We start from the raw sequence: 18,559 nt of genomic DNA on the forward strand, positions 1-18,559 counted from the left end.
GAATATCTCACCAAACCTACTCCGGCGGGCTCTCCTCACCCGACAGCCCGCCTTCAGGCTGCCAGCCGAGCGCGTAAGCGGTTTCGAATGCCCGGTGGTTGTTCGAAGCGAGGAACATATAATAGTCGCGCCGCTCGACAGGGATTTCAGCCGGCGTTGGGTATTGGCTGTGAAACTCTCGCTCCAGGAGATAGTAGAAAGCCGTCCCGATCTTTGCGAGCACATAGGCGTAGTTCGGATAAAATTGCAGGATCACATCACCGACAGCGATGGCTTCCTCATACCGGCCTTCCTCGATGAAATGCTCCATGACTACCGTAGCCATGACCGCCACAGTTTCTTGCCGGGAAAGCGTGGCCAGATAGACGCCGTTCTCCACTGCGAGATCGGTGATCGGCATATTTTCGCGATACCACTCATCACGCGCCGGATGCCCGCCGCTAGTCGCCTCGATATTGATCGTGCGCCCGCTTTGGTCATCAGTGTAGCGTATAAAGACGTGAACAGGCGCTGTAGACGCCGTCACATCCAGCCCCAACCGATCGGCAATCAGGATCATCAAGAAGGGCATGGTGACGCAATTGCCCTCCCGAGTTTCGAGATAGTTGGGCAAGAGCTTATTAGGTAAATGTTCACCCAGCGGGTCGTTATGATCGTAAGCAAAGGGCTGGAAGCCATTCCAAGCGCCTTCATCGTAAAGATACTGGCGCAGCGTTACGAGCAGATGGACGTTCGACGGGTTCGGACCGGCCATAGCGCGAACTTCAGACGCCATTCTCTCAATGGTCGCGATACCGGCCTCGACGTTGATCGCCGGATCGACTATCTGGTCCAGACGGAGCTTGATCGCAGTGAGGTCGGTTTCGTCATCAACCGAAGCGATGATTTCTCGGATTTCAGCGGCGGTTTCGGAGGGAAGCCAGGGCTGTTGAGCGATAGCGTCTGAGCAAAAAGGAACCTGAACACAGATAGCTAAGTAGAGAACGGAAATTTTGACGAAATGCATCCGCTCAGGAGTAAAGGCAAAGCCTAAACCCATGCACATCGCTAAGGGTCCAACCGGTCTCTAAAGCAGGTCGCGTGCACTGGCGGGGAAGCGGCGGATTCGCCGTAAAACAGGTAGATAGTCCAATCCTGAGACCGCAGTGCAAGAATCTGCGAATCGGCCGCTGCACAATTCGGATGATATGAGCTGCAGTAATGCGCCACCAACTCGATATCGTGGGATTCGAGAATTCGACTTCGACTTAACCTTAAACTGGACTCCTCGCCCAGCGCGTTCTCAACAATTGACCTGCATGTGGCTACGCTAGGGCTGTAGTCCGTTGAACAAGCCGAAGCCCCCAGCATCGCAATTATTCCGACTAATCCTATTCGCGACAATTGATACGCCTTCATAACTATCAACAGCGCCCCACTTGGTCACATTGAGTAGCCATAGTTTCCCGTGCTGCATCTAAGCCCCCTTGATCAAATAGAACGGCGTCCGCCTGATCAACATTAGGGTGCCATCCTGCGGGATCAGGAATGGTTGTGGGATCGACGCCGGAAATTTCAGCAGCCTGATTAACAATAGCACGCGCGTATGAATTGCTATTCGCGCCGTCGTTGCCGCCCGGTACAACACCAAGATCATAATCAGGATGCCCAATTGCGGCTTCGCCCACGGCTTCCATCACGGCATCGGGCACTACATCATCAGGTATATGGGTGAATGTCGCATTTGAGTTTTCGTCATTGATGTTGGCCCAGGTCCTGCCATCATCTCGATCTGTTCCTGACGGCACCCCTGCTAATGGAACCAATGCGGCATCTCGGACACCTGGTTCTGGGCCTCCGGAAAATCGCGTTGCATTCGGATCGCCCAACCGATCAGCGTTCGTAATCACGAACATATGGCGGGCTCCACCGGCGACGGGTCTGCTCACCAGCCAAGAATCCTCTCCGTAAGGATCATACCGATTCAGCGGATCATTGTGCACATAGGCATAGAGGTTCATCTGATCTGCATAGAGAACAGGATCAGGCTGAAGAAATTCGGCGTTCGCTGCCGAAACACTCATCGCCAGAGTTGAAATCGAAGCCGCCCATAAAGCCCGCATAGTGGAATCTCCTCGACCGTTGATTTCAACTGTAACGCGCATTTCCATAAATGCTAGCGCGACCGTGGCATAGAATGTGGAAAAGTGACCCTCCGCAAAGCCAGCCGTCGTTTTCCGTGGCGAATTTGATCTTTGAATGAGTTGGGCATCCGGGCGGGCTCTATGGCCTTTGGCCACCATGCCCCGACGCGTGGGTCTTGGCCCATTCGGGTGACGATCCCTGATGCAAGAGCTTAGGGCTTCGCCCTCAGCGCACTTCACCAAAAATAGACGGTCTCCCGAGGCTCGCCCGCCTTCGCCGGTGGCTATGGTGTGACTGCGCCCGCCGTCGATTTTTGTCTCCGTTTGCACACCCATCCTCGCCGGAAGGCAGGGGTTGCATGCGCAACCCTTAACCAAAGGAGAATTGAAAATGGGAGAGCAAAAAGGAGAGATCAGAATCTATGTGGCCTGTCTGGCCGCCTACAATAGCGGCATCCTGCATGGCCGCTGGATAGACGCCACGCAGGACGTGGCGGACATACAAGGCGAGGTTCGGGCCATGCTGGCCGCGTCACCCATCGCGGGAGCCGAAGAATGGGCGATCCATGATTATGAAGGCTTTGAAGGCGTTCGCCTCAGCGAATATGACGGTTTCGAGCGCGTCACCGAACTGGCGGCCTTTATCGCCGAGCATGGCAGGCTTGGGGGCAAGCTCGTCGAATATTTCGGCGGCGATCTCAATGATGCCCGCCGGGCGATGGAAGATAGCTATTATGGGGAATATTCCAGTATTGCCGACTTTGCCCAGGAATCGACCGAGAACGCTCACGACATTCCCGAGGCACTCGCGCCCTATATCGACTATGAAGCGATGGGCCGGGATTGGGCGATCAGCGATTTGATCGTGATCGAAACCGGCTTTGAAGAAGTGCACATCTTTGCGAGCTTCTAGGCTGGTGATGAACCAGATTGCCAGAATGGAACGATACGTAAATACAATGGCATGCGTCATTTCTTAAGCAATTCTTAATGCCTTTTCGCTTATAATCATGGGGTGATGGATGAGCGGTGGAGTGAGCAGAAAAGACGGCAAGACATAGACGACCTGAACAATGAAATGGCAGGCCGCGATGTGGGCCGCATTCGCCGTTTCCTGCCCGACCGCGACCCAGACACCATCGAACAGAAAAAACGCGAGAAAGACGCCCGCGAAACCGCCTTGCAGCAGCTCTTGCGGAACCCGTCCTATGCGGCGGTTTACCAAGCCGCCAATGATGCCACCGACCGGGCACAAGCCGCGCTGGATACGGCGCTCCTGGAGAATGCGCAGACAACCGAAGACCTAGCCGAGCGTCTCGACGAGATGGAAGCCCGCGCCGCACGCCTGCCGGATGGCCGTGCCGTATTCCGCGCCGCCGATGGCTCGATGCGAACCGCAGACGGCCAGCGCCTGCGAAGCGACGCACTTCCCGCGTCGCTCATCATCCCCTTGGATGCCTCTTCATACGAAGATTACGCCCTATCGCGAGACGCGCTGACAAGCGCCCGAGCGCACGGACAGGAACTCTCACGCGTTCAGACCGAAGTTATCGATCCGGCGCGAGAACGGCTGGCCGACGAAGACAATCCACTGAGCCTAGACGAATTGGAAGCGCTTGCAGACCGATTGGATGCTGTCACGCACACAGTGTCTAGACAGGAGGCTGACCTCAAAATTGAAGCCTTAAACGACGAAAATGCCTCGTCACGTGCGGAACCTACTATCGGCTTGCCGTTGGACCTTCCGACCCTTCGCTAAGGCGCAGGAATTACGCTTGGGCATTCGCGCCTTGCTAAAGCAAGCACGACCTCGACAGGAAAGTTGTTAGGATAAGCGGATAGACTCGCTTCAATGTCCCGCATGGATTGGGCTTCATTTTCAAAGAACCATCGTGCCACACAGCGCCCCGCCTCTACATCATGCAAGGCTGCTACGTTCGAGGCACCAACCATAAAACCGCTTAACCATAGGCGGCGCTCACGGTCAGGCATTTCCATCAGATCAAGGTTTGTAAGCTCATCCTGCGGGGCCGCTTCGTAGGTTTCGGCGAAAGCCGGGAAGCCTGCCAGAATAAGGCTCGTCGCAACGCATACGATGATATGTAAGTGTCTCAAAAACCTTCCGAAAAGAGACTCGTACTGCTATGGTGAATCCACCATTGAGCGCGTCCGGTTTCTGCGGGTTTGCAGAGGCCAAAGACGCCGAAACCCATGAATCCCGAAGGGGAAGGGTTTCGAGACTCTATAAGCAGCGCTCAGTGAGGTTTTCTAAGTATAAGAGACGAGGCGAGGCCATGCAGATCGGCTATGCGCGTGTCTCCACCCATGAGCAATCTCTCGATCTCCAGATAGACGCGCTCAAGGGCGCGGGATGCGAGAAGATATTCAAAGATCATGGCGTAAGCGGTGTTGCCGATGAACGGCCCGGTCTGGAACGCGCCCTCAAAGCACTATCGCCGGGAGATACCTTCATCGTCTGGCGGCTCGACCGTCTGGCGCGATCCATGCTCGATCTCACCGATACGGTGCATTGGCTCCAATCCAAGGACATTAGCTTTCATTCGATCTGCGAATATATCGACACCGGCTCAGCGGTTGGCGAGCTAATCCTCCACGTCCTTTGTTCAATCGTTCAGTTCGAACGGCGGCTCATCATCGAGCGCACAAACGCCGGCTTGGAAGCGGCCCGTCAGCGCGGCTCGCAGTTTGGCCGACCGGCAGCTATCGATGGTGAAACCTTGAAAGAAGCGCTCTTCTTGAGATCCAAGGGAATGCCCGTTCCCGATATCGCTCTGGAGCTTTGCGTGGGGCGATCAACGCTCTACCGGCACCTAAAGCGGCGGAATCCTAAACGCGCCTAGATTGAATTTTCCGTTCTAGCATGGCAACATTTTCTGATAGCAAGCTGAGTGGCCGCAACCATGACATACGAGAACCCAATTCGAATTCTTCTATCCACAACCATTTTGATTATTATTGCAAGCATCGTGCTTTTCTATATATCTGATACAGCATCACTTGCTAGTATCGGCACTTACCTTGGCGGTATATCGACAAGCATTGCGATTATCTGGCTCGTATTTAATGCTTTTACACAGAAGGAAAGCACAGAAATTCAACAGAAAGAGCTTACTTTACAAGCAGAAGCACTAAGGCAAACCGCTCAGGCTACAGAGCTTGATGCGTTTTTGAGACTCCACGATCACGCACTTATCGCGCTCGAACATGATGCGCGCTATCTTTATAAAAAGTTTGAATCAAGCGAATCTGAAAAGTCCATGGAGACCGATCAAAGCGGTCACTATTTACAGCTGATATCAGCCAGTAAACCGTTCAGTGAATGGCTAAAAATAAATATTAATCAGGAGCGAACGCCTTCCGTATTGTCGGCGTGCGAAAATTTTCTCGATAAATATGAGCATCTGATGTCTCATATAGAAAGGTTGGTATTAAACAAACAAATATATGAACTCTTGCTCCTCACGTCACCTACAACGCAGGCCAACAGAGTCATATCTCGAGCTATGAAAGGCCAAGATTCTTCCGAATTTCGTTAACTCGTGGACATTCATCAAGGCTATATTGACCAAGTATTTTTTCATCAATCAGCTCCGGGTGCGACTCAACGAATGTGTGAGCACTACGCTTGATTTCGACAGCATTGTACTCAAACCTTTCTCTTAATCCTTTTTCTGTGGTTACAGAATCATATTTAGCCAATTCTTTTTCAATTATGCTTGCTAAATCATCGCCCGAAATGTTGAGCTTCGATTGTCCATAGTTGCCTCTTAGTGGTCGTATGTATTCATTATATACCCTATCAATATCATCTTTCTCATATTCAGTCAAAGCGCTTAAATTGTCAAGTAATGGATCCGACAACAACTGATGTTTATTGTGTAAGCTCTTAATGCCATGCCGAATGAACGACGCTGATTCGGCAATAATGTCACCATCGGATGAAGCACGGTACAAAGAGTATAGCTTTATCATTGGCACATAAGGGTGCCGTGAACATTGAGCACGGAAATCATCAGGGAAAAAACGGCTGATTCCTGGCCGACAAACGTGGTCAATTTGGACAGAGTCCATTCGGGTTGATCTAATAGATAATTCAATATTCCAACTATCTACAGTGTAGTGAAATCGTTTATCAATCTCCTCACGATTGTCTCTCTTAGAACGCGCATCGTACATAGATTCGAAAATAGCTTCAAATCTTGCAGAGTAAAAATCCGAGTTATGCAGACCAGACGGATCGATATGATCGTGCAATAGAGAAACTTTCCGATTTTCAAACATAGAAATCAATCTAATCAAATTCGGTGAAGCATCGGAAGCCTTTAGCGCTTTCAAGGCAATCAGTATTTCGCGGAAATCAGATGCGTTGTTCTCGCCTCGAATCGTATTCAAATTAGAGAGCGAATGCTTTAGTTTCTGCACCTCAATACGGGAGTTAATGAGACGGTTCATTCGCTCGTATCTATGATCCAATGCATCTAAAAGCTCCAATAAGCTTGGTATGGTGAATACTGTCGAATAACCGGCATTCGAAAAATAATTATCACCTAATGTAAATATATTCTGACCCAGTATATCAAACTCTTTTGATTCCTTTCCGATTCCGAAAATATATGGGTAAAGCAGATCGAAATCGTGAGTATATATTACAGAGTCGGATTTTGGGTCGACCGTATCAGCATATGCATACTCATATAATTTTTGAAAATCGCTGAATTCCTTAATTAGTGTAGCTTTTACGTCGAGCTCTGATATTGGCATAATAACCCCGCCAGCCTGTTCGTTTCATACCGAAAACAATTTATCCGCGTAATTATGGTAAGAAGTGCTAGTTATGATCAAGCTGAAATTGTTGGCGCAGCATTAGCTTCAACTCGGTTACGTTGAGAGCTTGGCGTTCGTGATCCTGGACCATCTTCGGCTCGCATGAGTGAGCTCGCCTCAGATTGATATTGCCACAGCAAGAAGCGCGGTGTGCGAGATGTGCACTGAAGTGCGGTGTGCGAGATGTGCACTGAAGTGCGGTGTGCGAGATGTGCACTGAAGTGCGGTGTGCAAGCTGTGCGTTGTAGTACAACGCGCTTGCCAAAGGGGCCCGCTGCGCGCCCCTGTTGGATACCCCCGGCCTTGGCATGACCAGGCTTCGAGCCCGTTCACGCCATGCAATCGTTTCGCCGATTGATCACTCGCCAGAGGTGGAGATTGACCTCTCCCCTCCGACACCTCCCCATGTCCGAACAGCCTGCCGTTCGATCACAGATCAGGAGAGCCTCCAAGCTCCCCCGATACCCCCATGGCCATGTCATGGAGACACTGTCTGTGGACGCCGTCAGCGGGATACCGTCAGTGGGACGATACCATCGAGGCCAGGAAGGGAGCTGTCGCGCTGCCCTTCCTTGGAGCCATCCCATCGACCAAAGAGCTGTCTGCGCTCTTAGGATACCTCACCGACCATGCGTAGGTTGGCCCTCTGCCCTGCCTCAGACCGCGATGCCCATGCCGTTTCATGACGCCGAAGGTAGACCTCTCAGTCAAATAGGCCCACGCTCAACATCTGGATTTGCATCTTTTTCTTAAGCGTTCAACTCATGCGTGCTAAAATATGAATTAAATATAACGAATCGAAAGCGGGTTGGGGGCGCTTAGAGTTTGAGCCAAAGAAAACAAAAGAAAAAGACCGATGCACCTGTTGCTCGGGTGTTCACGCCTGAGGCCAGGCTAAAGCGCAGGATACGATTGCATTTCACGCGCCTCGGTTTTGCCAAAGCTCCTGACGGGACGCTGGTGCGACCCGACGCCGGTAAGGAATCTGTTCGTCAATTGCATCGTATGCAACGCGATGAACGAGTTCGATCCGCTGATCGGCTTCTATCGGAGTTTCTTCCCGAAGCACTGCCCCACTTTGCGAATGGCAACGAGATTGATGCATCGAAGATTCGGCTGTCGCTCATTCGGGTCGAAGCCTCCACCTTTGAGTCCAACCTCTTCCGGACGGCCTCGCTGACGTGGTCGGTTCCAGTATCAAACGGGTACGGACGGCGACTCCGTTACCTCGTTTGGGACGAAGCGCACAATCGGTTGGCAGGCATTTTCGCGCTGGGCGACCCGGTCTTCAATTTATCGGTGCGGGACAACCTGATTGGGTGGAAAGCCAGCGACCGTTCCAGTCGGCTCGTGAATATTTTGGACGCCTACGTGCTTGGCGCTGTTCCCCCATATAACATGCTGCTCGCTGGCAAGGCGATTGCCTGCCTAGTGCGTTCGAGGGATGTCTATGATGACTTTGCCCTATCGTATGGATCTACAACGGGGATCATTTCCGGCGAAGAGAAACGAGCTCGTCTCCTGGCAGTTACGACCAGTTCTTCAATGGGACGATCATCTCTCTACAACCGCCTAAAACTCGACGGAGAGCAATACTACAAGTCCATTGGATATACGGTGGGCTGGGGCCATTTCCACATCACGGACGACCTGTTTGCCCAGATGCGCGAATTCCTCCGGCTATCGGAACACCCTTACGCAGATCGCCATAAATACGGGCAAGGTCCAAATTGGCGGTTGCGGACAATTCGCGCCGCACTTGGGCAGCTTGGAATCAATGAATCTGTTCTCAAACATGGCATTCAGCGCGAGGTATTCTTCTGTCCACTGGTCAAGAATGCGCAATGTATCCTCGCGACCGGCAAAGGCCACCCTGATCTATCAACACTGAAAACAGTTGAGGAGATTTCTGACCTAGCGCGCGCGCGTTGGATGGAGCCGCGTGCCAACAGACGTGATGAATACAAAGCGTGGAATCGCGACGATATTCCGCGCCTGATCCGTGGGGAACTTCTCGCCCCAGAAAAGCGCAAGGCGGTGTAGTATGGACGGTTGGGGGCGAGATTGGGCCTAGCGGGACTCCAGGAGCGACTCTCTCAACAGTACGCTCGGGTGCGCGACCTGCGAGCATCTGAAAACTATTCTGTTTACGCAATTGAACACGGCCTATCAGCAGATGAGCGCGCCACTGCTCGTGCGTTGCTGAATGCCCAACTTGAATCATCGATGAAGGCTGATCGCGCATACTGGTTGGTGTGGATCGCGGCCGCAGCAGAAGTTGGCTATCGCTATGACGGCTCGGAATACTGGGACTCCTTCGCAGCAGCATTCCCACGCTGGCCACAGTACGGCGAACGCAATCAGATGCGCGATTGGTATATGCGGTTCGCCTCGGAGTTTCGAGGCCTAACGCCTTCAGGAAGGTGGGCGCGGCAATTTCCGATCATCGCCTGGCCAATCACGCAGGCCATCCTCCCTCGCTACCTACAACGCCATTTCGCGGACCATCTTTACCAGCTTCGGCACGCGCTCGCACGCAGTGGTGAACTGACGCTTGATGAAATCGGCGATATGCTGAGCGAGCGGTATTTTGGCGGCTCATCGCGCTTCGAAGGCTTTCTTCAGCAAAAAGCGCTGACGGCCCGCATTGTAATGGCCCTTGGCCGCGAAGATGTTGCGGATGCCGTCCCACCTATTGAAGCAGCAACCCTCAAGCGGATCGCACGCGACTTTGATAAGTTGGGTTCTTCCGGCTCGCGTTTGCGAGAAGCGCGCCGCGTGCTGCGCGATGCCCGTTTCGTCAATTCTTCGAAGCAGGGCTTTGTGCCTAGCGCTGCATCCCGAGGAGGCGCAGATGCTGCGCGAACAGATCGCGCTGAACAGCCTCGCCTATCGGCTCACCCTGTTGCAGAGCAAGTATGGAATGTAGGGCTCGCGATTCCTGATCTCGCAACGCCACTGCGGCAAGCGGGGCTCTCGCCCCACGATCTTGAGCGTGCCCGCATGCGATTTCGTCTGCACGGGGAAGCAAATACGTGGATTCCTGGACGAGCGCTATTTTCATACACGGGACAGTCAACGGAACCGCTTGATGCGTATCCGACGGAAGACCGGCTGATTTTCAATTTTGAACGAGCATTGCCCGAGGTCGAAGTAAAATTGCGCCAGCGCCTAACTCTTTCAGCGCTGCCCATGCGACTACTCAAAATTCGTGCGGACGGATCAGCATTTGAGCTTTCGGGTTGCCATGTCCGCGCGAACCAATCGTACCTGCTAATTACTGCTCATCCCTTTGCGGACAGCATTGTACAAACACTCGCCCTTTCGCCTCTACAAACTAATATGGTAGGAACATATCTCTGGAAACTGGACGTGAGCCAAAACCTCGACAGTGCACAGATCGCGGCCCTCAAGTCATTGGGTCTAGGTTATGTTCTGAGTGTGCGCATAGAGGCGCTGGGCTTGAGTCCGCGATGGAATTCGGCAACCGGGGCGATGGAATTCCTCGATACCGAGGCCGCTTTATTCAGCTTGAGTTCCGATATCGCCGTGCAGGAATTTTCTATAGCGGTTGATAATAATCCGCCCGTGCGCTTCAAACCCGCTGCAAATGGCAAAACATATATTTCGCTCGGCACACTTGCCGTAGGTTTCCACAGCATCACTGCGTCCGCGCTTGGCACAGCCACGGGCGCGGATATTGAAGCCGAGGAAATTGCCTTTGAAGTACGCCCTCCGATCCCTTGGCAGCAAGCCATTGCCGGTAAGGCCGGCGTCTCGCTCGCGCTTGAGCCACGTCAAGCTACGCTTGAGCAACTCTTGAACGGCGACGCTCAGATACGCATCAGCGCGCCATCCGCAAGAAACGTGAAACTCGATGCTCGCTTCTATGGTGCAAATGGCACGCGATTTCACGAGGAAACTCTTGGACGTTATCTCACACCGGTCGCACGTCAAAAGCTCAGCGAACTCGTCTCTCACAAGCTTACTTCCGATTCGAATGTCGAACATTTGGAGCGCGCTGCCCGGATCGAACTGACCATACTGCTAGATGAGTATGGGTCTGAAAGCGTCACGTTCGAGAAGGAAGCAGAGCCCGTGCGTTGGCTGCGGCTGAACGCAACAACTGTTCGGCTCTCCGATGACAGCGCAGGGGACCCCCAACCAACAATCGAGTGCTACGATCTCAATGCCGTCGATAGGGCTCGCCCGGTGGGATATGGGAAGGCGCTGGAGGGAATCGAGTTGCGCGGCAAAGGCGGATTACTGACGGCGAAGCACAACGGTCGGCACTACGGGGTGATTGCCACTACCGTTCAATCACAACTCACGAGTTTCAGCGAGCTAGGTATTTCCGCCACTTTATCGACGGCGCACGTGCAACCGACCGCCATCATCAACGCACTTAAGAGGTGGCATGCCGCCCGCCGACTTATGGGACCAATGGCTTTCATGGCGCGACGCAACGCGATCCACGCGCTGGAACAGCGGCTTGAACTTGTGCTGTGCGGACAGGACTGGATTGAGGCCGTTGGCTCCGTGAGGGCTGATACGCTTGGTGAGCTTTATGGCCGTGTATTCTATTCCCGGGGCTTCGGGGCTGGCCTGCGCGCCTACAATTGGCGCTACGAAGCCGACGAAGCCGCCGCGATTAAAGAGTTCCTCCGGCTGACCATACAAGTGTATAAAGTCAGTACCGATGAAACGCTTTGTCGCCTCGCGCTTAAGCTAGCCTTCGCGCCATCGACCATCACTAAGTCCGATCTGCATTCAGTGGATTCGCTTGACGCGCTAAAAACAAATACCGCGCTGATAAGGGGCGCTTATTTCGCGCGTCTGGCGGCCAAAATGGGCGCGCAAATTCACGCTTCGGAGGCCGCATGAACGGAGTGGCGATCATAGATCGTACAAGTGCGATCGAGCAGACTGCGCAGTCGCTTGGCGTTGCATTTGAGGTCGGTGAAGCACCGGCGCTCAACAGAAAGCTACTCGCCCAATCCATTCGCAGAGCCGTGTTCAACGCGGCCCCATGCGCCAGCCGCACTCTGTGTTCGCTTGTTCTTACTGCCCTGGCCCCCCTTTCCGATGATGAAGAGACACTAAGGACCCAAATAGAAGATGCAATCCAAGATCTAATAGCGGCCGGTGATATTCTGGAAATGCGGGCGAACTCCGACGAACTTACCGGCATCGTATTGCGTCCCGCACCTCCAGCATTCGTGATGCGGCTCGACGGCACATTCATAATAATTGGTATTTCGGGCGACGAGATCACGCCTATTTGCCAGCTTCCAGTTAGGCATCACGAAAGCGGATTGCGCGATGTACGCGTCGATGATGCGCAGGGGTGCCGCGCTGAACTACTCGACCTTGGGCTGATCGAGATTCCAGAGCGTCTGTGGCTAAATGCACCAGCCACGATGTCTGCAGCAGATTTTGCGGCACTGTGGAGAACGCAACTCCCGCCAGAGGCAAGCCCAGAAGTGTTCGATGACATTGAAGTCCTGGACACGGCGTCTTCGAACTCATTTTACAAAGGGCGCTGGTCTCTTTTGAGTCCAAAGCACACCGGCATTTTTGTCGCACGTAGGCCACAGCGCTTTGGTGCAAATCTTTGGTGCCTAGTTGAAGTGAAAAGGGGGACGGTGAATCGCTTTATTGATATTCAAGCAAAGGACTCGCGGACGCGCGACTGCGACGAAGCATGGCGCTTGCAAGCTGCGCTTGATGCCCTCGCGGGCAACCCCCAGCAGGTTCGAGTCTCCACTACCGAACGCACCGCTATTCTTTCGTTTTCGGCACCATTACCGGCGTGGGCTTCAAGACGATTGAACCTCCTCGGCGAGCAGGTCACGCTACCGCGTGCATTGCTCGCTTTCGAGATCCCGATTGAGAGCATTCAAAGCGAATTGCGGTGGCTAGGTGAAAGCCTCTGGCTTGTGCGCAACGACGAAGGAGAAGTCGCATGACAACGGCTACAATTCAGCAGACTATCGACGACCTGCGCCTGACCCTGACGCAATATATCGAAGCGACGTATCATATTAGTCATCCCGCCATAGTCCAGCAGCGACGAGAGTTGCTCAGCCAGATCGGTGGCATTTTCCAAGCTCCGTATCTGGAATCCACACCGCGCTACAAAAGTTCCAAATCATACAAAGAAATTCAAGACCTGCCTCAAGCAGCACTGGAAGCCCTGCGAACGCTGTCAGACCCGAGCGCAGGAAAGCCAGTCATCTATGGAAGCCCATATCTACATCAATTGGAGGCATTGCAAGAAACGCTGAGCAACGGGCGGAATTTGATGATTATGACGGGCACAGGTTCAGGTAAGACCGAGTCATTTCTGTTGCCGATTCTTGGGAAGCTTGCGATTGAAGCACGCGAGCATCCGCAAGCGTTCCACGAGCATCACGCCGTGCGTGCTTTGGTGCTCTATCCAATGAACGCTCTCGTCAACGATCAGCTTGGCCGTTTACGCACACTTTTTGGCGATCCGCGTACGATTGCCTTGTTCGAAAATTGGGCAAAGCGCCCGGCGCTGTTTGCTCGATATACGAGTCGTACGCCCTATGCCGGGTTACGGTCTGCACGTCGAGACGGCAGCCGTCTTGCATCTATCGGCGAGTTTTTCGGGGAGATCGAAGATGCTAAGCGGCGCTTTGAAGCCGATTTAGTCAACGAGGAAGATGCGCGTGCTGCAGAACTCTTTGCGACGCTGCAAAAGCGAGGCAAATGGCCCGCGAAAGAAAGCGTCTCGGATTGGCTCGGCAAACCCCCAACGCCGTGGGCGAAGCGCGCGAACCGGCGCACGCACGATGCGGAACTACTCACCCGTCACGAGGTGCATACCTCGCCACCCGACCTGCTCATTACCAACTATTCGATGCTCGAATACATGATGATGCGGCCCATTGAACGGCCCATTTTCGATGCGACGCGTAAGTGGTTGCAAGCACGCCCCGACGAGAAATTTCTTGTCGTTCTGGATGAGGCGCACCTCTACAGAGGCGCGCAAGGTGCGGAGGTTGGGCTTCTGCTCCGGCGATTGCGCGAGCGCCTCGGTGTTCCCTCCGAACGGTTTCAGGTCATCTGCGCCACAGCTAGCTTCAGCGAAGAGGGCAAGAAAAACGCAGGCGGATTCGGGGCCCAGCTTTCCGGCGTTCCGTCAGATACGTTCAAGCCGATCAAAGGCGAGTATTTGTTCCGCGATCCTGCTGCGAGGGGTACACACGCCGATGCAACTGCGCTTGCCGCCGTCGATCTAGATCAGTTTTATTCCGCCGATCCGGACGAGCGGGCATCAGCAGTCGCTAGCTTTCTCGCTTTTCGCAAATCTTCTTTTGCGGGAGACTTAGACGCCAAGCTTTATCAAGCGCTGCGTGAGTACGCGCCGTTCAACCGCTTAGTGAACGAGACGATGCTAGCTGCTGTCTCGTTGTCCGAATTGCCGGAAGTGGTTTTCGATTGCGCTGTTCCAGCGGATGTGACGGAGAAGGCGATCGGTGTTCTGCTCGCGCTGGGGAGTCGCGCGCGCGAGAAGCCTGGTGAAGCCAGCCTTCTACCTTGCCGCATACACTCGTTCTTTCGAGGGCTCCCGGGCCTCTGGATATGCATGAATGCCGAGTGCTCGGATGAGAAGGCAGAGGTCCCGAGTCCTGCAGGACGATTGTTTTCACAGCCCCACGAGCGATGCACCTGCTGCAATGCACCGGTACTGGAGTATTTCACGTGTCGGCATTGCGGCACGTCGTATGCGCGCGCCTACACGAATGATGTCGCCCATCCGCGTTATCTGTGGGCGAAGGAGGGCGAACGGATCGATACTGCTTCCGGTCCTCTCGAAGCGCTGCACCCGCTGGACCTATTGCTTGAAGAGCCGTCGTCGGAAGATCGTGCACGTGCGGCGCACTATGATCTTGTCTCAGGCCAACTTAATCCCGACGAACTTGGCGAGCAGTACCGCACCGTGTTTCTCGCGCCCCCACGAGCGCCGCCAGCGGCCGGTCAAGGCTCGTTTCGCGCCGCGCGGCCGGGACAATTTGCGCCCTGTGCGTGCTGCGACAAGACGGCCGGTTACGGCCAGTCCAGCGTTCAGGATCACCAGACCAAAGGCGATCAGCCGTTTCAGGCCTTGCTCGGATCGCAGCTCCGGATTCAACCGCCAGGACCGCAGGCGCAAACCGCATTCGCACCGTTGCGGGGGCGCAAGGTCCTCATCTTTTCAGACTCACGCCAGGTCGCGGCGCGCCTTGCGGGTACATTACAGAACTATTCATTGCGAGACGCGGTCCGCGCGCTATTGCCTCTCGGCTATGAAATTCTTCGGCAAGACGTCGATTTTTCCAAGACTCTTGTTCTTAATCACGCCTATCTCGCCGTGCTGGTGGCCGCCCACAAACTCGGCGTGCGGCTCAGACCGCAACTCGGCGATGCGGAAGCGCTTGGGGAAGTGGAAGGCCCAAGTCCCGGTCCCGCGCCTTCGGGAGTAGAACTATTTCAACTCCAGAATTCTCTTTCGCGATGCCCCGAACGGTTGATGCAGGCGATCTTCGACGCGCTCAAGCACACCAATATGGGACTCGATCTCGAAGCGCTCGCCATCGCGACGATTGCGGAATCACCCGCGCAATCGGCGAAAATTCTTAAATTGCCGAACCTTCCTGGCATCGCCGAAAGCGATGAGGCGAAGCTAGCTGTGTGCCGCGCGTGGCTTCGATGCTGGACGCTTGATCCAGGCATTTGGTTCTCGGATATGAAGGATTCTTGGTGGCAAACTAAAGTAGGCTCACATAAAGGCGGGTTCACGGCGATGAACCGCGTCCTCGTTGACTCGCAGGCACGGTCGGTGTTCAAGAAACAGTGGTTGCCGACACTCATGGGGATGTTCACCGAGCCGATGACAGGCGGCGTCAATCGTCTCGTCGCGACAAAACTCACCCTTCAACTTGGTGGGCAATGGCGACGCTGCCATAGCTGCAAGTCTGTCCACCGTCCAGTAGGGAAGCTCGCCACCTGTATCGATTGCGAAAGCGCGGACATCGGTGATTTCGATCCAGACACCGATGAGGTCTATAGCGCACGGCGCGGCTTCTACCGTGATCCAATCGCTGCAGCCCTGCAATCAAACGATCCGCAACTCACAACGGTCATCGCCGCAGAGCATACCGCCCAGCTTGGCGCTGCGCAGCCGGACGAAGCATTTTCACATGCCGAGCGTCATGAAATTCGTTTTCAAGACATCGACGTGGCGTGGCGCGATAACGACCGGCCCGGTGAGCCCGCCATCGACGTGCTTTCGAGTACGACAACGATGGAGGTTGGCATCGATATCGGAGAGTTGTCGGGCGTAGCTTTGCGCAACATGCCGCCAGGACGCGCGAACTATCAACAGCGTGCGGGTCGTGCTGGCCGCCGCGCGAACGCGGTGGCGACGGTCGTAGCCTTTGGCAGTGCCGACAGCCATGACGATCACTACTTCACCGAGCCAGCAGAAATGATCCGTGGCGCTGTGATCGATCCGCGTCTCACGCTCGAAAATCCGGAGATAGCGCGTCGTCACCTTCGCGCCTATCTGCTGCAACGCTATCATGAGGACCGCATACCTGGACCATCGCCTGGGGCCGATCCAAATCTGTTTTCCGTGCTGGGCAAGGTCGGAGACTTCAAGACCGAAGGCTCGATCCTCAACCGGGTCGATTTCGCGAAGTGGCTGGAAGACAACAAAAACGAACTCGCCACGGCGGTGGATCGCTGGCTTCCCTCAGAGTTATCCGTGGGCGACCGGAAAACGTTGATTGACCAGATGGCCTCCGATGCCACCATGACAATCGATGAGGCTATCGACTTCGTGGAGGGCAAGGACGGGCCGGAGGGGTCAGCTAATGGCGACGCTGAAGGCGGGGACACGCCAGCGTCTGAAGTCGATGCCGATGCGGACGACAGCGCGCGCGTTGTTGATCCGGCGACCGATAAACTTCTTGATCGGTTGCTCTATCGCGGTGTCGTACCGCGCTACGCGTTCCCCACTGACGTTGTGGCGTTTCACGCTTTCAACCGCGATCAGTCCACTCCGTTTAGAGCGGTCATCGACTATGCGCCGTCGCAGGGCCTCACTATGGCGCTTTCACAATATGCGCCCAACAAGCAGCTCTGGATCAACGGAAAGCAATACACCTCCAAGGCTATCTACTCGCCATACTCAGGAGACCGACGCACAGCGTGGGGTAAGCGCAAGCTCTATTTCGAATGTGGCGTCTGCGAGCACGCGAGGACTGAGGACTATGTGAAGGCGCGCGAAAACGCGACAGAGGATTGCCCGGCGTGCAAGGCGACCAATTCGTTCGGGCCCGCCCGCGTGTGGTTCCGACCAGTTGGATTTGCGCACCCGATCGACACTCCGCCCGAAACCGAGCCCGATGCACCTAACGAAACCGCGCGCGCAACCCGCGCGAAGCTGGTTATGCAAACGCCCAAGCCCGACAAGGGATGGGTGCAAGTGTCCGAGCGCGTACGTGCCTTTCCCGCTAGAGAATTTCTCCTCGTATCGAATACCGGCATCGACAATGAAGGATACGATTATTGCACAGCATGCGGTCGCATCGAGTCCACGACTGCTCCGGAGGAACCGTTGTGGTTGCCCCACGCACGTCCCTTCCGCAGCGACGAGGAGGGGCCATGCCTTGGCGGGGCTTTTGCAAAGCGGCATATCGTTCTTGGAACAGACTTCAAGACCGACATCGCCCTGTTCTCTCTTCCGCTGACAACTCCATTCTGTCTGATTCCGGGCAGTATAGAGGCGGAATCTGCCCTGCGCACCACGTGCGAGGCGCTCGCTAAGGCCGCGTGTCAGACTCTTGAAATTGAGCCTGGTGAGGTGCTTGCTGAGTTTCGTCCTGCCCTTACCGAGGAGGGTGCGGCAGGGCGCGAAGTGGAGATATTCCTCTACGACACGCTCCCGGGCGGAGCGGGTTTTTCAACCGAACTTGTTTCAAGGGCGGCGGAATTGTTTGATTGTGCACGCGCAATTCTCGCGAATTGCCCTGAACAATGCGATGCCTCTTGCTATCGCTGTCTCCAAAGTTTCCGGAATCGGATGGAGCACGCATTATTGGATCGGAAGCTTGGCATTCAGTTCATTGAGCATGTGCTGTATGGCGGGTATCCAGCCTACCCCCAAGAGCGGGCAGAGCGATCTCTCGGCTTGTTGATGAGTGATCTTCAGCGCCAGTTCGGATCTGACTTCTCATTCACGCGCAACGTAAAGCGGACGGACTCCAATTCGGGACCAGTTACCATTCCGATCGTCGCGCGTCGCAATTCGACAGGAGCCGAAACCTGGATAGCACTAAGTTCTCCGCTTGCTCCAGCAGTTCCTATTAATCTGGAACTCAGGTCGCTTAGCTCGCAGGGAGCATCAAAGCTAAACTGTGCTGACGACTTGGTGGTGCGGAGGCACTTACCGGAGGCTAGTCTCCGGCTTCAAACTGCTTTTCATTGATCTAAGCTTCGGCTGAGTGGCGTGGATTGAGAGGAGGGGCTCTGCCCCAGTCCGCGCAAGGCATCCAAACGTCTCCACACCGCCCCACTGG

11 protein-coding genes are annotated in these 18,559 nt (G+C 54.7%); 8 read left to right on the forward strand and 3 right to left on the reverse strand.

The features are described 5' to 3' along the window. Window positions 1–16 precede the first annotated feature (16 nt). Together P0D52_RS13305 and P0D52_RS13310 are read right to left on the reverse strand one after the other, a co-directional pair. The gene (locus P0D52_RS13305; protein WP_394693131.1) at window positions 17–1,039 is read right to left on the reverse strand and encodes a transglutaminase family protein; all 1,023 of its coding nucleotides are present in this window, start codon (window positions 1,037–1,039) and stop codon (window positions 17–19) included. Between the two features lie 364 nt (window positions 1,040–1,403). After that, the gene (locus tag P0D52_RS13310; protein ID WP_394693132.1) at window positions 1,404–2,282 is read right to left on the reverse strand and encodes an RHS repeat-associated core domain-containing protein; all 879 of its coding nucleotides are present in this window, start codon (window positions 2,280–2,282) and stop codon (window positions 1,404–1,406) included. A gap of 232 nt (window positions 2,283–2,514) precedes the next feature. On the opposite strand from P0D52_RS13310, the gene P0D52_RS13315 reads away from it, so the two are divergent. The 4 genes from P0D52_RS13315 (at window position 2,515) to P0D52_RS13330 (ending at window position 5,680) form a co-directional block, all read left to right on the forward strand. Next, on the forward strand, window positions 2,515–3,036 hold the full coding sequence (locus P0D52_RS13315) for an antirestriction protein ArdA (RefSeq protein ID WP_394693133.1): 522 nt from the start codon (window positions 2,515–2,517) through the stop codon (window positions 3,034–3,036). A 165-nt stretch (window positions 3,037–3,201) separates the two neighbouring features. Beyond that, a complete protein-coding gene (locus P0D52_RS13320; protein ID WP_394693134.1) occupies window positions 3,202–3,882 on the forward strand; it encodes a hypothetical protein in 681 nt (226 codons plus the stop codon). Window positions 3,883–4,417: 535 nt separating this feature from the next. Next, complete coding sequence (locus P0D52_RS13325) at window positions 4,418–4,984, forward strand: recombinase family protein (RefSeq protein ID WP_394693135.1); 567 nt, start codon at window positions 4,418–4,420, stop codon at window positions 4,982–4,984. A gap of 60 nt (window positions 4,985–5,044) precedes the next feature. After that, window positions 5,045–5,680 (forward strand): hypothetical protein, encoded by a 636-nt coding sequence (locus tag P0D52_RS13330; protein WP_394693136.1) that lies wholly within the window; start codon window positions 5,045–5,047, stop codon window positions 5,678–5,680. Here the strand turns inward: P0D52_RS13330 and P0D52_RS13335 are convergent. Continuing rightward, window positions 5,646–6,905, reverse strand: a complete 1,260-nt coding sequence (locus P0D52_RS13335; RefSeq protein WP_394693137.1) for a hypothetical protein — start codon at window positions 6,903–6,905, stop codon at window positions 5,646–5,648. The two genes, P0D52_RS13330 and P0D52_RS13335, sit on opposite strands and share 35 nt — an antisense overlap. 888 nt (window positions 6,906–7,793) lie before the next feature. Between P0D52_RS13335 and P0D52_RS13340 the strand changes: the two genes are divergently transcribed. From P0D52_RS13340 to P0D52_RS13355, 4 genes are all read left to right on the forward strand, one after another. Beyond that, on the forward strand, window positions 7,794–9,011 hold the full coding sequence (locus P0D52_RS13340) for a Druantia anti-phage system protein DruA (protein WP_394693138.1): 1,218 nt from the start codon (window positions 7,794–7,796) through the stop codon (window positions 9,009–9,011). A 69-nt stretch (window positions 9,012–9,080) separates the two neighbouring features. Further along, entirely contained in the window at window positions 9,081–11,852 is a 2,772-nt protein-coding gene (locus tag P0D52_RS13345) for a hypothetical protein (RefSeq protein WP_394693139.1), read from the forward strand. Continuing rightward, a complete protein-coding gene (locus tag P0D52_RS13350; RefSeq protein WP_394693140.1) occupies window positions 11,849–12,937 on the forward strand; it encodes a hypothetical protein in 1,089 nt (362 codons plus the stop codon). Before P0D52_RS13345 ends, P0D52_RS13350 begins: the two co-directional genes overlap by 4 nt. Beyond that, window positions 12,934–18,468, forward strand: a complete 5,535-nt coding sequence (locus P0D52_RS13355) for a DEAD/DEAH box helicase (RefSeq protein ID WP_394693141.1) — start codon at window positions 12,934–12,936, stop codon at window positions 18,466–18,468. Before P0D52_RS13350 ends, P0D52_RS13355 begins: the two co-directional genes overlap by 4 nt. Window positions 18,469–18,559 lie beyond the last annotated feature (91 nt).

The sequence above is a fragment of the Hyphobacterium sp. genome (assembly GCF_043584775.1).
Taxonomy (GTDB): domain Bacteria; phylum Pseudomonadota; class Alphaproteobacteria; order Caulobacterales; family Maricaulaceae; genus Hyphobacterium.

Coding starts and splice junctions, on each gene's coding strand:
- P0D52_RS13315 (WP_394693133.1), top strand. CDS start 2,515: ATGGGAGAGCAAAAAGGAGAGATCAGAATCTATGTGGCCTGTCTGGCC.
- P0D52_RS13335 (WP_394693137.1), bottom strand. CDS start 6,905: ATGCCAATATCAGAGCTCGACGTAAAAGCTACACTAATTAAGGAATTC.
- P0D52_RS13355 (WP_394693141.1), top strand. CDS start 12,934: ATGACAACGGCTACAATTCAGCAGACTATCGACGACCTGCGCCTGACC.
- P0D52_RS13330 (WP_394693136.1), top strand. CDS start 5,045: ATGACATACGAGAACCCAATTCGAATTCTTCTATCCACAACCATTTTG.
- P0D52_RS13325 (WP_394693135.1), top strand. CDS start 4,418: ATGCAGATCGGCTATGCGCGTGTCTCCACCCATGAGCAATCTCTCGAT.
- P0D52_RS13310 (WP_394693132.1), bottom strand. CDS start 2,282: ATGGTGGCCAAAGGCCATAGAGCCCGCCCGGATGCCCAACTCATTCAA.
- P0D52_RS13305 (WP_394693131.1), bottom strand. CDS start 1,039: ATGGGTTTAGGCTTTGCCTTTACTCCTGAGCGGATGCATTTCGTCAAA.
- P0D52_RS13320 (WP_394693134.1), top strand. CDS start 3,202: ATGGCAGGCCGCGATGTGGGCCGCATTCGCCGTTTCCTGCCCGACCGC.
- P0D52_RS13350 (WP_394693140.1), top strand. CDS start 11,849: ATGAACGGAGTGGCGATCATAGATCGTACAAGTGCGATCGAGCAGACT.